The organism is Agromyces sp. NPDC055658 (genome assembly GCF_053618155.1).
In genome coordinates this window covers 1-14,189 of record NZ_JBSHHD010000007.1, presented here as the reverse complement: position 1 = coordinate 14,189, position 14,189 = coordinate 1, and the positions used below count along the sequence as shown (strand labels likewise).

Here is a 14,189-nt window from a genome sequence, read left to right as displayed (position 1 = left end):
ACGCCCGCGTTGCGCACGGTTCACACGCCCGACACGAGCGCGACCTAGGGTGGAGCCGTGAAGTCGATCCGGAAGTTCACCGTCCGAGCCGTCGTCCCCGTCCGCCTCGGCGCGCTCGAGGAGCTCGCGGCCAACCTGCGCTGGGCATGGCACGAACCGACGCGCCGCCTCTTCGAGCACATCGACCCCGACGCGTGGTCGCGGTCCGAACGTGATCCGGTCACCTTCCTCGGCGAGGTGGATCCGGCACGGCTCGACGCGCTCGCCGCCGACGACGACTACGTCGCATGGGCCGAGCGCGAACGCGAGGGACTGCGCCGGTATCTGGAAGAGCCGCGCTGGTACCAGGGCCTCGAGGGCGAGCGCCCCGGACTCGTTGCGTACTTCTCGCCCGAGTACGGCATCACTGCGGCGCTGCCGCAGTACTCGGGCGGACTCGGCATCCTCGCCGGCGACCACCTCAAGGCGGCGTCCGACCTCGGCGTGCCGATCGTGGCGGTCGGCCTCTTCTACAAGGCCGGATACTTCGCGCAGTCGATCTCCTCCGACGGATGGCAGCAGGAGCGCTATCCCGTGCAGGATCCGGACGGCCTGCCGCTCACGGTGCTGCGCCGCTCCGACGGCAGCGCGGTCCAGGTCTCGCTCGCGCTGCCGGACGGCGGCACACTGAGCGCCCGTGTCTGGCGAGCGGCCGTCGGCCGCGTCGAGCTGCTGCTGCTCGACACCGACGTCCCGGCGAACAGCGACGAGCATCGCGCGATCACCGACCGGCTCTACGGCGGCGGCAGTGAGCACCGGCTGCTGCAGGAACTGCTGCTCGGCATCGGCGGGGTGCGGGCGTTGCGCGCCTGGGCGGAGCTCGTCGGCGCCCCGGCGCCCGAGGTCTTCCACATGAACGAGGGGCACGCCGGCTTCCTCGGCCTCGAGCGGATCTCGGCCTACATCGGCGAGGGACTCGCCTTCGACGAGGCGCTCCAGCTCGTTCGCTCGGGCACGGTCTTCACGACCCACACCCCCGTGCCGGCCGGCATCGATCGCTTCGACCGCGCGCTCGTCGAGCGCTACGTCACGGCGGAACTGCTGCCCGGGGTCGATCCCGACGCAGCGCTCTCGCTCGGCGTCGAGCCCGGCGCCGACCCTGCGGCGAGCGCATTCAACATGGCCGTCATGGGGCTCCGGCTCGCCGGCCACGCCAACGGTGTCTCCCAGCTGCACGGGCAGGTCAGCCGTCGCATGTTCGGCGACCTCTGGCCGGGTTTCGACGCCGACGAGGTGCCGATCACCTCGATCACGAACGGGGTCCACGCGCCGACATGGACCGATCCGTCGCTCACCGCGCTCGCCGAGCGCGAACTCGGCACCGACGACAGCGAGCACGCCGACTGGCTGAGCCCTGCGGTCGCCGACGCCGATCTCTGGGCGGTCAAGCGGGAGATGCGCGCCCGACTCGTCGCGGATGCCCGGCGGCGGCTCGAGGCGAGCTTCGGCGAGCAGCACGCGGGTGCGCCCGCTCCCGAGTGGATCTCGAACGCGCTCGACCCCGAGGTGCTCACGATCGGCTTCGCCCGTCGCGTTCCGACGTACAAGCGCCTGACGCTGATGCTGCAGGATCCGGAACGCCTGAGGGCGATCCTCACCGATCCCGACCGCCCCGTGCAGTTCGTGGTCGCCGGCAAGTCGCACCCCGCCGACGACGAGGGCAAGCGCCTCATCCAGCGCCTCGTCCAGTTCGCGGCGCAGCCCGACGTGCGCGAGCGATTCGTTTTCCTGCCGGACTACGACATGGCGATGGCCGAGCGGCTGTACCCGGGCTGCGATGTCTGGCTCAACAACCCGTTGCGTCCCCTTGAGGCCTGCGGCACCTCGGGCATGAAGGCGGCGATGAACGCCGCGCTCAATCTCTCGATCCTCGATGGATGGTGGGCGGAGTACGCGGGTGACGACTTCGGCTGGGTCATCCCCTCGTCGGACGCGGCCGGCGACGCGGCCGAGCGCGATGCCCGCGAGGCGGGGGCGCTCTACGACCTCCTCGAGCACCGCATCGTGCCGGCGTTCTACGACCGGCCCGTCGAAGCGGACGGGCGGGCCGGCTACTTCGAACGCGACGCTGATCGGGTGCCGGCCGAGTGGCTGCAGATGCTTCGCACGACGATGACCCGCCTCGTGCCCGAGCTCGGTGCCGATCGCATGGTGCGCGAGTACGTCGAACGGCTCTATCGGCATGCCGGCGAGTCCTTCGAGCGCATGCGCGCCGACGATGCCAGGGGTGCGCGCGAGTTCGCGGCCTGGGCCGCGAGGGTGCGTGCCGCGTGGCCCGGGGTGAAGGTGCTGCACGTCGAATCGGGCGGGCTCGACCAGCCCGCGGTCGGCGACGAGCTGCACGTGCGCGCCGAGGTCGAGCTCGGGGGCCTGGGCACGGACGACGTCGCCGTCGAACTCGTCTCGGGCCGAAGCCTCGCGGACGACTCGATCGGCGACCCGCGCCGCACCGCGCTCGTCCCCGCGGCCGGAGGCGGGTACGAGTGCACCGTCACGCTCGATCGTGCCGGAGCGTTCGGCTACTCGGTCCGGGTCGTGCCGTCGCATCCGCTCATGACGAACCCGGCGGAGCTCGGACTCGTCGCGATCGCATCCTGACGACCGGGCGATGACCGCGACCGGCGGCGGACTCGACGCCGGGTCGCGTCAGCGGGCGCGGGCGATCGGCGCGTAGCGGCCGCCGGTGACGACGAGGAGGTCGTCGGGGGAGAGCTCGAGGTCGAGACCGCGCCGGCCGCCCGAGACGCAGATCGTCTCGCAGATGATCGCCGACTCGTCGAGCACCGTCGGCAGCGGAGTCTTCTGGCCGATGGGGCTGATGCCCCCGACGACGTACCCGGTCTTCCGCTCGGCGACCCTGGGGTCGGCCATCTCGGCGCGCTTGCCGCCGAGCGCGGCAGCGAGCGCCTTGAGGTCGAGCTGCATGGCGACGGGCACGATGCCGACCGCGAGCGCGCCGTCGACGTCGGCCAGCAGGGTCTTGAACACGCGGCCCGGGTCGATTCCGAGCTTCTCAGCGGCCTCGAGACCGTACGCGGCGGCGCGCGGGTCGTGCTCATAGGCGAGCGGGGTGAACGCGACGCCGGCCCGAGCGAGGGCGAGCGTCGCGGGCGTACCCGCCGACGAGGCATCCGCCTTCTTGGTCACCGCCCACCGCCCTCGGCGCGGAACAGTCGCATCGACGGGCCGGTGATGCGCAGGCGCGCACCGGGGGCGAGTTCGCCCCCGCCCGAGGGATCGGTCTCGGGCGTCTCCTCGGCGGAGTCCCACAGCGGCAGGTAGCCGGTGACGCCGTCGACGGCCGGCAGCACCACGTCGGCCTCCGTCTCGCGGGCGTGCACGACGAGCAGGATCCGGTTGAACGCCTCGGTCTCGGGCGTCGACGCCGCGACGAACTGCAGGGTGCGCTCGACCGGCGAGTTCCAGTCGTCGATGCCCATGGTCTCGCCGTCGGCGTTGAACCAGTACATCTCCGAGGCGCTCGGCGTCGTCTCGCCGTCGCGGCCGAAGCGGATCGGCCGGAGGGCCGGGTTCTCGGCGCGCAGGCGCAGCAGGTGCCTCGCTGTGGCGAGGAGCGCCGGTGCATACCGGGGGCGCTCGGCCGGATCCCACGCGAGCCAGGTGAGCGGCGAGTCGTGGCAGTACGCGTTGTTGTTGCCGCGCTGGCTTCGTCCGAACTCGTCGCCCGCGGTCAGCATCGGAACCCCGGCCGACAGCAGCAGGGTGCCGAGCAGGTTGCGGATGCTTCGCCGCCGTGCCGCCCGGACGACGGGGTCGGCCGCCTCACCCTCGACCCCGTGGTTGTACGAGTTGTTGTGATCGGTGCCGTCGCGGTTCTGCTCGCCGTTGCCGAGGTTGTGCTTGACGTCGAACGCGGTCAGGTCGGCGAGCGTGAACCCGTCGTGCGCGGTGACGAAGTTGAGGCTCGCGAGCGGGCCGCGCTCGGGCGAGAACGTGTTCGACGACCCCGCGAGCCGGGTTGCGAAGCGGCCGATGCCGCTGCCCGCCGAACCCGATTCGCGCTCGCGGCGCAGGTCGCCGAGCCAGAAGTCGCGCATGCGGTCGCGGTAGCGGTCGTTCCACTCGCTGAAGCCCGTCGGGAATCCGCCCGTGCGCCATCCGCCCGGACCGACGTCCCACGGCTCGGCGATGAGCTTCGAGGCGCCGATCACCGGGTCGTCGAGCATGCCGCGCAGCAACGGGTGGTCGGGGGTGAACTCGCCGTTGGCATCGCGACCGAGCGTCGCCGCGAGGTCGAGGCGGAACCCGTCGACCTGCAGTTCGCCGCTGAAGTAGCGCATCGAGTCGAGCACGAGCCGCACCGCGGCGTCGTGCCCGAAGTCGACCGTGTTGCCGCAGCCGGTCGTGTCGACGTACCGGCCGTGCGCGTCGTGTCGGTAGTAGTTCGCGTTGTCGATGCCGCGGAAGCTGTAGGTCGGCCCTTCGCGCCCCTCCTCGGCCGTGTGGTTGTATACGACGTCGAGCACGACCTCGAGGCCCGCTTCGTGCAGGCGACGGACCATGCCGGCGAACTCGCGGCGCACGGCGTGCGCGCCTGCGGCCTGCGCTGCGGCGCTCGCGTACGGCGCGTGGGCGGCGAAGAACGCGAGGGTGTTGTAGCCCCAGTAGTTCGGCTTGCCCTGGCGCACGAGCCGCTGCTCGGGGACGAACGCCTGCACCGGCAGCAACTCGACCGTCGTCACCCCGAGGCCCGTCAGGTATTCGAGCGAGGCGTCGTGGGCGAGCCCGGCATAGGTGCCGCGGAGCGGCTCGGGGATCGCGTGGTTGAGCTTCGAGAACCCGCGCACGTGCGTCTCGTAGACGACCGTGCGGTCGAGCGGCACCGCGGGCTTGCCGACGCCGCCCCAATCGAAGCCCGCGTCGGCGAGTCCGCCGAGCACGACGCCGCGCCACGAGCCGTCGTCGGCACGGGCGAGGCCGCGCGCGTACGGATCGAGCAGCGTGTGCACGGGGTTGAACGCATGATCGAACCCGGCGGGACCGTCGACCCGCAGCCCGTAGTGCGCGCCGGGCACCAGCGACGGGGAGGCCCCCGTCCAGACGCCGTCGGCATCGCGGGCGAGCGGCATGCGTTCGGCCGCCCAGTCGAGGTCGTCGGGATCGAACACGACGAGGTCGACGCTCGTCGCGTGCTCCGACCACACCCGGATGCGCCCGCCGTCGGCGTCGGCGCGGACGCCGAGCTCATCGAGGGGATCGGGCGCGGGCATGCGATCTACAGTAGTTCTTGCGGGAGCGACCGCTGGAAGCGCATGCAGGCGGCGCGCCGAGGCATCCATCTCGGATCGGACGACCACGAAGGGCGGGCGAATGGTCTACCTCGACCACGCGGCGACCACGCCGATGCTGCCCGAGGCGATCGAGGCGATGACCGCCGCGCTCGCCGTGGTCGGCAACCCCTCGTCGATCCACAGCACGGGCCAGCAGGCGAAGCGCCTGCTGGAGGAGTCGCGCGAGCGGATCGCCGCGACGCTCGGCGTCGACGGCATCGAGATCGTGTTCACCGGCAACGGCACCGAGGCGGTCAATCTCGCGATCAAGGGACTGTGGTGGCAGCGGCGCGGCGCGGGCGGTGCCGACCGCTCTCGCATCCTGGTTCCGGCCGGAGAGCACCACGCCACGATCGACACGGTCGACTGGCTCGCCGAGCACGAGGGCGCCGAGATCGTCGAGATCCCGCTCGACGAGGTCGGGCGGGTGCGGCTCGACGTGCTCGCGGCGGAACTCGCCGATGCCGAAACGGTCGCGCTAGTCACCATGCTCTGGGCCAACAACGAGGTCGGCACGATCCAGCCGGTCGAGGAGGTCGCCCGACTCGCCGCCCGCGCCGGGGTGCCCCTGCACGTGGATGCCATCGCCGCCTACGGCCAGGTGCCGATCGACGTGCGCGCGCTGCGCCGCGCGACGGAGGCACCGCGTGGCGCCGGGCTCGTCGCACTCAGCGTCTCGGCGCACAAGATCGGCGGGCCGGCGGGCATCGGCGCACTCGTGCTCGACCGCTCCGCAGCGGTCGAGCCGCTCATCCACGGTGGCGGGCAGCAGCGCAAGGTGCGGTCCGGCACCCAGGATGTGGCGGCGGCGGCGGCCTTCGCGGCGGCGGCCGAGATCGTCGCGGCGCGCCTCGACGACGATGCGACCCGCATGGTCGGGCTCCGCGACCGTCTCATCGCCGGCGTGGTCGAGGCGGTGCCGACTGCGCGACTGTCGGGCGATGCCGGGCCCGGGGCATCCGCCCGGCTGCCGGGAAACGTGCACTTCTCCTTCCCCGGTTGCGAAGGCGACTCCCTGCTCTTCCTGCTCGATGCGGCCGGGGTGGCCGTCTCGACCGGCTCCGCCTGCCAGGCGGGTGTGCCCGAGCCGTCCCACGTGCTCATGGCGATGGGTCGGTCCGAGTCCGACGCGCGCGGTGCGCTGCGGATCACGCTCGGGCACGCGTCGACCGAGGCCGACGTCGATGCCTTCCTCGCCGCACTGCCCGCTGCGCACGCCCAGGCGGCGAAGGCCGGGCTCGCCGGCCGGGCGACCTCGTTCGACCGCTGACCGTCGATCGGTGATCGCGTCGGGCGCGCCGCGCATCGACGAGCCGCCCACCGCCTCTTCAGACTGCCCTGCCTACACTGGAGGGGTGAAGGTCCTTGCAGCGATGTCAGGCGGCGTCGACAGCGCCGTCGCGGCCGCGCGCGCCGTCGAAGCCGGCCACGAGGTCGTCGGCGTGCATCTCGCGCTGAGCCGCATGCCGGGCACCCTGCGCACCGGCAGCCGCGGGTGCTGCACCATCGAAGACTCGATGGACGCGCAGCGCGCGGCGAACGTGCTCGGCATCCCGTACTACGTGTGGGACTTCTCCGAGCGGTTCAAGGCCGACGTCGTCGACGACTTCATCGCCGAGTACTCGGCCGGCCGCACGCCGAATCCGTGCATGCGCTGCAACGAGCGCATCAAGTTCGCGGCCCTCCTCGAGAAGGCGCTCGCCCTCGGGTTCGACGCCGTCGCCACCGGACACTACGCGAAGGTCGTCACGGGCGACTCGGGTGCGCTCGAGCTGCACCGGGCGAACGCCGAGGCGAAGGATCAGTCGTACGTGCTCGGCGTGCTCACAGCCGAGCAGCTCGCGCACGCGTACTTCCCGCTCGGCGACACGGCGTCGAAGCAGCTCGTACGTGCCGAGGCGGCCCGGCGCGGGCTCAGCGTCGCGCAGAAGCCCGACTCGTACGACATCTGCTTCATCCCCGACGGCGACACGAAGGGCTGGCTCGCCGACAAGGTCGGCGTCGCCGAAGGCGACATCGTCGACCGATCGGGCTCGGTCGTCGGATCGCACGATGGGGCGCATGCGTACACGGTCGGGCAGCGCAGGGGCCTGCGCCTCGGCACGCCCGCGCCCGACGGCAAGCCGCGCTTCGTGCTCGAGGTGCGACCGAAGGAGAACACCGTCGTCGTCGGCCCGAAAGAGGCGCTCGCCGTCGCCGAGATCGCGGGAGCGCGATATTCGTGGGCCGGGCTCGATCCCGTCGCGTCGGGAATCATCGCCTCGCCCGGCGAGGCGTTCGACTGCGAGGTGCAGATCCGCGCGCACGCCGACCCGGTGCCGGCCGTCGCCCGCATCGATCAGGATGCTCCCGGCTCCGCCGAACTCGTCGTCCGCCCCGCCGAGCCGCTCGGCGGCGTCGCCCCGGGCCAGACCGCGGTGCTCTACGTCGGCACGCGAGTGCTCGGCCAGTTCACGATCGACCGAACCGTGAGCGCGGTGCCGGTCGAGGCATAGGCTCGCCGCCGGGCCGCACCGCCGGGCGCTCCGCGTTGCTGCCGTCGAGATCGACGGCGGGTGCGCCTCGCCCTCGCCCTCGGGGTCGCCGGTCGCATGGCCCGCTTCAGCGGCGTCGTGCAGGGACTCGCGGTCCGGGCGGGGGCCCTCCTCGCCGCGATCGTGGGTGCGGTGGTGAGCGTGGTGGCCGGCAAGAGCGCCTCCGTGCTCGGCTCCTTCGACGCCTTCCCGCGGCTCCCGGTGCCCGACGACGCACTGTCGATCGCCGTCGCCGTCGCCGGCCTCGTGGCGGTCGTCGTGAGCCCGGGCGGTGCGATCCTCGGCGGTGTCATCGGCGTCCGGTACCACCGTCGCGTCGATTCGTTCGGGCTCGACGCGCAGCGGCATCCCGGTCGATCCATCCGGCACCCGCCATCTCCTCGGGTGCCGAGAGCAGGAGTCGGCGCCCCGCGGGCTCGTCGATCTGACCCCCACTGTCGGACGGCCTCCCTAGGATTGGCCTGTGAGCGAGACTCCCGCCGAGAACGACCTTCCGACCGACTTCGAGACGGCCCGCGCCGAGGCCGACGCGCTCACCGCGCGCATCGAGAGCGCCCGGCTCGCCTACTACGGCGACGGCGATTCGCCGCTGTCCGACGCCGAGTACGACGCCGACTTCCACCGACTCGAGGCGCTCGAGCGCGCGTTCCCCGAGCTCTCCGGCCAAGACAGCCCGACGCAGCAGGTCGGCGCCGCGGTCGTCTCCGCCGGGTTCCCCGAGCACGAGCACGCCGAGCGCATGCTGAGCCTCGACAACGTCTTCTCGATCGACGAGTTCCGCGACTGGGCGGCGAAGACGGCCGCTGCGGCCGGGCGGACGGTGCGCTGGCTGTCGGAGTTGAAGATCGACGGGCTCGCGATCAGCCTCGCCTACCGCGACGGCGTGCTCGAGACCGCGACGACCCGCGGCGACGGCCGGGTCGGCGAAGACATCACCGAGAACGTCGACTTCATCCCGGCGATCCCGCGGCGGCTCACCGGCGATGGGTATCCCGGCTTCTTCGAGGTGCGCGGGGAGGTCTTCCTGCGCACGACCGACTTCGAGGCCCTCAACGAGCGCCAGCACGAGCTGCAGTCCGCCTACGAGGCCGATCAGCTCGCGAAGGGCCGGCCGGCCGACCAGATCCCGACCAAGTACCCCGAGTTCGCGAACGCCCGCAACACGGCCGCGGGCAGCCTGCGCCAGCGCCGCGAGAAGAAGACGGGTCTCGAACTCGAGCTCATGCGCGAACGACTGGGCCGGCTCGAGCTCTACCTGCACGGCATCGGCGCCTGGGCGCACCCCGACGTCCGCAACCAGTCCGAGATCTACGGCCTGCTCGCCGGCTGGGGCCTGCCGGTCTCACCGCACTCCCGCGTGTTCGACACGGTCGACGAGGTCGCCGATTACATCGCCGAACGCGGCGAGCACCGGCACTCGGTGGAGCACGAGATCGACGGCATCGTCGTCAAGGTCGACGAGCTCGACCTGCACGACGAGCTCGGCGCCACGAGTCGTGCGCCCCGCTGGGCGATCGCGTACAAGTACCCGCCCGAAGAGGTGCACACCAAGCTCCTCGACATCGTCGTGGGCGTCGGCCGTACCGGTCGCGCCACGCCCTACGCGGTGATGGAGCCGGTGAAGGTCGCCGGTTCGACGGTGCGGCAGGCGACGCTCCACAACCAGCAGGTGGTGCGGGCGAAGGGCGTCATGATCGGTGACACGGTCGTGCTGCGCAAGGCGGGCGACGTCATCCCCGAGATCCTGGGTGCGGTCGAGCAGCTCCGCGACGGCACGCAGGTCGAATGGCACATGCCCGAGCTGTGTCCTGAGTGCGGTACGCCGCTGCGCGCCATGAAAGAGGGCGACATCGACCTGCGCTGCCCCAACGCGCGGTCGTGTCCGGCGCAGGTGCGCGGCCGCATCGAGCACATCGGTTCCCGTGGCGGCCTCGACATCGAGGCGCTCGGCGAGGTGACCGCCGCGGCGCTCACGCAGCCGTCGTTCCCGGCCGACCCGCCGCTGCCGACCGAGGCGGGTCTCTTCGAGCTCACCATCGAAGAACTGGTGCCGATCGAGGTCGTCGTGCGCGATGCCGAGACCGGCGAGCCCAAGGTCGACGAGGCGACGGGCGAGCCGGTGAAGCGCGCCCCGTTCCAGAAGGTGCGCATCACCTACCCGCCGGGCACCGAGCAGCTCACCGCCGCCGAGCGCCGGGCCGCGGGCGTGAAGAAGGACTTCCGCGAGCTCGGGCCGTCGGAGGCGGCCACGAAGCTCCTCGCCGAACTCGAGAAGGCGAAGACCAAACCGCTGTGGCGCCTCATCGTGTCGCTCAACATCCGTCACGTCGGCCCGGTCGCCGCCCGCGCCCTCGCCGACTGGTTCGGCTCGCTCGAGGCCATCCGTGCGGCGAGCCGCGAACAGCTCGCCGAGGTCGAGGGGGTCGGCGGCATCATCGCCGACTCGCTCATCGACTGGTTCGGCGTCGACTGGCACGTCGAGATCGTCGACCGCTGGACGGCCGCGGGCGTGCAGTGGTCGACGCCGGGGCACCCGGGCCCCGGCGCCGCCGCCGAGGCCGGCGGCGTGCTCGCCGGCCTCACCGTCGTCGCCACGGGTTCGCTCGACGGGTTCACGCGCGAGGGCGCCCAGGAGGCGATCATCGCCGCCGGCGGCAAGGCCGCGTCGAGCGTCTCGAAGAAGACCGACTTCGTGGCGGCCGGACCGGGTGCGGGCTCGAAGCTCGCGAAGGCCGAAGAACTCGGCATCCGCGTACTCGACGCCGCGCAGTTCGCCGTGCTCGTGAGCGAGGGGCCGGCGGCGCTCGACGGGTGATCGGCAGGGTGGCGAGGCATCCTCGACCGATCGACGGCGCCGCAGGCGACGCGGGGGCCGCTCGAATAGACTTGCCGGTATCCCCGTCACGACACGTTCGGAGCAGCATGCCTGAAATCAGTGCCGAGCAGGTCGCGCATCTCGCGACCCTCGCTCGCATCGCGCTCACCGAAGAGGAGATCGCGCACCTCACCACCGAGCTCGGCCAGATCATGCAGGCCGTCGAGCAGGTGAATCGCGTCGCGACTCCCGAGGTGCCGCCGACCAGCCACCCGATCCCGATGCAGAACGTCTTCCGCGCCGACGTCGTGACCGACGACGTGCTCAGCCCCGAGCAGGCGCTCGCCGGCGCCCCCGAGCGCGACGGCGACCGCTTCGTCGTCTCCGCGATCCTGGGGGAGGAGCAGTGAGCCACGCCGACGACCTGATCCGGCTGAACGCCGCCGACCTGGCCGGCCGCCTCGCCGCGGGCGACGTCTCGTCCGTCGAGGCGACGCGTGCCCACCTCGATCGCATCGCCGCCGTCGACGGCGCCGTGCACGCGTTCCTCCACGTCGACGCCGACCGCGCCCTCGCGGCCGCCGCCGAGGTCGACCGTGCGCGTGCCGCCGGCGAATCGCTCGGCGAGCTCGCGGGCGTGCCGATCGCGATCAAGGACGTGCTCGTCACCGAGGGCATGCCCTCGACCTCGGGTTCCAAGATCCTCGAGGGCTGGATCCCGCCGTACGACGCGACCCCCGTGCGCAAGGTGCGCGAGGCCGGGCTCATCCCGCTCGGCAAGACCAACATGGACGAGTTCGCGATGGGCTCGTCGACCGAGCACTCGGCGTACGGCCCGACGCACAACCCGTGGGACCTCGAGCGCATCCCCGGCGGTTCCGGCGGCGGCTCGGCCGCGTCGGTCGCGGCGTTCGAGGCGCCCCTCGCACTCGGCAGCGACACGGGCGGCTCGATCCGCCAGCCCGCGCACGTGACCGGCACGGTCGGCGTGAAGCCGACCTACGGCGCCGTCAGCCGCTACGGCTCGATCGCGCTCGCCTCGAGCCTCGACCAGATCGGCCCCGTCACGCGCACCGTGCTCGACGCCGCGCTCCTGCACGACGTCATCGCCGGGCACGACCGGCACGACTCCACCTCGATCGACATGCGCTGGCCCTCGATGGCCGAGGCCGCGCGCAACGCCGACGTCAAGGGGCTGCGTATCGGCGTCGTGAAGGAGCTCGATTCCGACGGGTTCCAGGCCGGAGTCCGCCAGCGCTTCCACGAGTCGCTCGAACTGCTCGAGCAGCAGGGCGCCGAGATCGTCGAGGTCTCCGCGCCCAACTTCGAGTACTCGATCGCGGCCTACTACCTGATCCTGCCGGCTGAGGCCTCGTCGAACCTCGCGAAGTTCGACTCGGTGCGCTTCGGCCTGCGCGTGACGCCCGACGGCGGCGGCACGGTCGAGCAGGTCATGGCCGCGACCCGCGAGGCCGGCTTCGGCCCCGAGGTGAAGCGCCGCATCATCCTCGGCACCTACGCCCTCTCCGCTGGGTACTACGACGCGTACTACGGCAGCGCCCAGAAGGTCCGCACGCTCGTGCAGCGCGACTTCGACGCCGCCTTCGCGAAGGTCGACGTGCTGGCCACGCCGACCGCACCCACGACGGCGTTCAGGCTCGGCGAGAAGCTCGACGACCCGCTCGCGATGTACCTCAACGACGTCGCGACGATCCCGGCGAATCTCGCCGGCGTGCCCGGTATCTCGGTCCCGTCGGGCCTCGCGCCCGAAGACGGGCTGCCCGTCGGCATCCAGTTCCTCGCGCCCGCGCGTGAGGACGCACGCCTCTACAACGTCGGCGGTGCGCTCGAGCAGCTGCTGATCGCAGAGTGGGGCGGGCCGATCCTCGCGAAGGCGCCCGACCTCACGACCCACGAGCTCACCGCGACCGAGGAGGGCGCACTCTGATGGCGCGCGTCGAACTGATGGACTACGAGAAGGCCCTCGAGCTCTTCGAGCCGGTGATCGGCCTCGAGGTGCACGTCGAGCTCAACACCGAGACGAAGATGTTCTCGCCCGCGCCGAACCCGGCCAACGAGAAGTACCACGGTGCCGAGCCCAACACGCTCGTCTCGCCCGTGTGCCTCGGCCTGCCGGGGTCGCTCCCGGTCGTGAACGGCGACGCCGTCGAGAAGTCGATCTCGCTCGGCCTCGCGCTCGGCTGCTCGATCGCCGCGTCGAGCCGCTTCGCGCGCAAGAACTACTTCTACCCCGACCTCGCGAAGAACTACCAGATCTCCCAGTACGACGAGCCGATCGCGTTCGAGGGATCGGTCGAGGTGGAGCTCGCCGACGGGCGCACCTTCCAGGTGCCGATCGAGCGGGCGCACATGGAGGAGGACGCGGGCAAGCTCACGCATGTGGGCGGTGCGACGGGCCGCATCCAGGGTGCGGAGTACTCGCTCGTCGACTACAACCGTGCCGGCGTGCCGCTCGTGGAGATCGTCACGAAGCCGATCTTCGGCGCCGAGGCCGATGCGCCCGAGCTCGCGAGGGCGTACGTCTCGACGATTCGCGACATGGCGCTCTCGCTCTGCATCTCCGAGGCGCGCATGGAGCGCGGCAACCTCCGTTGCGACGCGAACGTGTCGCTGCGCCCGCGCGGTGCCGAGCAGCTCGGCATCCGCACCGAGACGAAGAACGTGAACTCGTTCCGCTCGATCGAGCGGGCGGTGCGCTACGAGATCCAGCGCCAGGCCGCGATCCTCGCGAAGGGCGGCACGATCACGCAGGAGACGCGGCACTGGCATGAGGACACGGGCACCACGAGCCCCGGCCGTCCGAAGTCCGACGCCGACGACTACCGCTACTTCCCCGAGCCCGACCTGGTGCCCGTGGTGCCGACGACCGAGCTCATCGAGTCGCTGCGTGCAGCCCTGCCCGAGCCGCCGGCCGCCCGCCGCCGCCGCCTGAAGGGCGAATGGGGCTTCACCGACCTCGAGTTCCAGGACGTGGTGAACGGCGGTCTCCTGAACGAGGTCGCCGCGACGATCGCGGAGGGTGCGACGCCCGCCGCTGCACGCAAGTGGTGGACGGGCGAGCTCACCCGGCTCGCGAACGCGAGCGAGACGGATGCCTCGGGGCTCGCGACGCCCGAGCAGGTCGCCCAGCTCGCGGCGCTCGTCGACGCGGGCACCCTCACCGACCGCCTTGCGCGGCAGGTGCTCGAGGGCGTCGTCGCCGGTGAGGGCTCGCCGCAGGAGATCGTCGACGCGAGAGGGCTCGCCGTCGTGTCCGACGACGGTGCACTGATCGCGGCGATCGACCAGGCGCTGGCGTCGCAGCCCGATGTGCTCGAGAAGATCCGTGACGGCAAGGTTCAGGCCGCCGGCGCCGTGATCGGCGCGGTCATGAAGGCGATGCAGGGCAAGGCCGACGCGGCTCGCGTTCGCGAGCTCGTGCTGGAGCGAGCCGGCTCGGGCGGAGCATAGCCGAGGCCGATGCTGAGAGCCGGGTCCGAGGCGGAGACG

9 protein-coding genes are annotated in these 14,189 nt (G+C 71.9%); 7 read left to right on the top strand and 2 right to left on the bottom strand.

Going from position 1 to position 14,189, the window contains the following annotated elements; translation table 11 throughout:
• Window positions 1-57 precede the first annotated feature (57 nt).
• On the top strand, window positions 58-2,637 hold the full coding sequence (gene glgP, locus ACWGPE_RS04980; RefSeq protein WP_452048271.1) for an alpha-glucan family phosphorylase: 2,580 nt from the start codon (window positions 58-60) through the stop codon (window positions 2,635-2,637).
• A 48-nt stretch (window positions 2,638-2,685) separates the two neighbouring features.
• Here the strand turns inward: glgP and ybaK are convergent, their stop codons facing one another.
• A complete protein-coding gene (ybaK, locus tag ACWGPE_RS04975; RefSeq protein WP_452048270.1) occupies window positions 2,686-3,186 on the bottom strand; it encodes a Cys-tRNA(Pro) deacylase in 501 nt (166 codons plus the stop codon).
• Entirely contained in the window at window positions 3,183-5,270 is a 2,088-nt protein-coding gene (gene glgX, locus ACWGPE_RS04970; RefSeq protein WP_452048269.1) for a glycogen debranching protein GlgX, read from the bottom strand. Before glgX ends, ybaK begins: the two co-directional genes overlap by 4 nt.
• 100 nt (window positions 5,271-5,370) lie before the next feature.
• Between glgX and ACWGPE_RS04965 the strand changes: the two genes are divergently transcribed.
• From ACWGPE_RS04965 to gatB, 6 genes are all read left to right on the top strand, one after another.
• Complete coding sequence (locus ACWGPE_RS04965; protein ID WP_452048268.1) at window positions 5,371-6,600, top strand: cysteine desulfurase family protein; 1,230 nt, start codon at window positions 5,371-5,373, stop codon at window positions 6,598-6,600.
• Window positions 6,601-6,685: 85 nt separating this feature from the next.
• Window positions 6,686-7,825, top strand: a complete 1,140-nt coding sequence (mnmA, locus tag ACWGPE_RS04960) for a tRNA 2-thiouridine(34) synthase MnmA (protein WP_231430792.1) — start codon at window positions 6,686-6,688, stop codon at window positions 7,823-7,825.
• A gap of 502 nt (window positions 7,826-8,327) precedes the next feature.
• The gene (gene ligA, locus ACWGPE_RS04955) at window positions 8,328-10,679 is read left to right on the top strand and encodes an NAD-dependent DNA ligase LigA (RefSeq protein WP_452048267.1); all 2,352 of its coding nucleotides are present in this window, start codon (window positions 8,328-8,330) and stop codon (window positions 10,677-10,679) included.
• A 107-nt stretch (window positions 10,680-10,786) separates the two neighbouring features.
• Window positions 10,787-11,089 carry an Asp-tRNA(Asn)/Glu-tRNA(Gln) amidotransferase subunit GatC gene (gene gatC, locus ACWGPE_RS04950; protein WP_231430794.1) on the top strand — a complete coding sequence of 101 codons (303 nt, stop codon included), beginning with the start codon at window positions 10,787-10,789 and terminating at the stop codon, window positions 11,087-11,089.
• Window positions 11,086-12,627: an Asp-tRNA(Asn)/Glu-tRNA(Gln) amidotransferase subunit GatA gene (gene gatA / locus ACWGPE_RS04945; protein ID WP_231430795.1), complete on the top strand. Its 1,542-nt coding sequence runs from the start codon at window positions 11,086-11,088 to the stop codon at window positions 12,625-12,627. Before gatC ends, gatA begins: the two co-directional genes overlap by 4 nt.
• Entirely contained in the window at window positions 12,627-14,150 is a 1,524-nt protein-coding gene (gene gatB, locus ACWGPE_RS04940; RefSeq protein ID WP_452048266.1) for an Asp-tRNA(Asn)/Glu-tRNA(Gln) amidotransferase subunit GatB, read from the top strand. The genes gatA and gatB overlap by 1 nt, the downstream gene beginning before the upstream one ends.
• Window positions 14,151-14,189 lie beyond the last annotated feature (39 nt).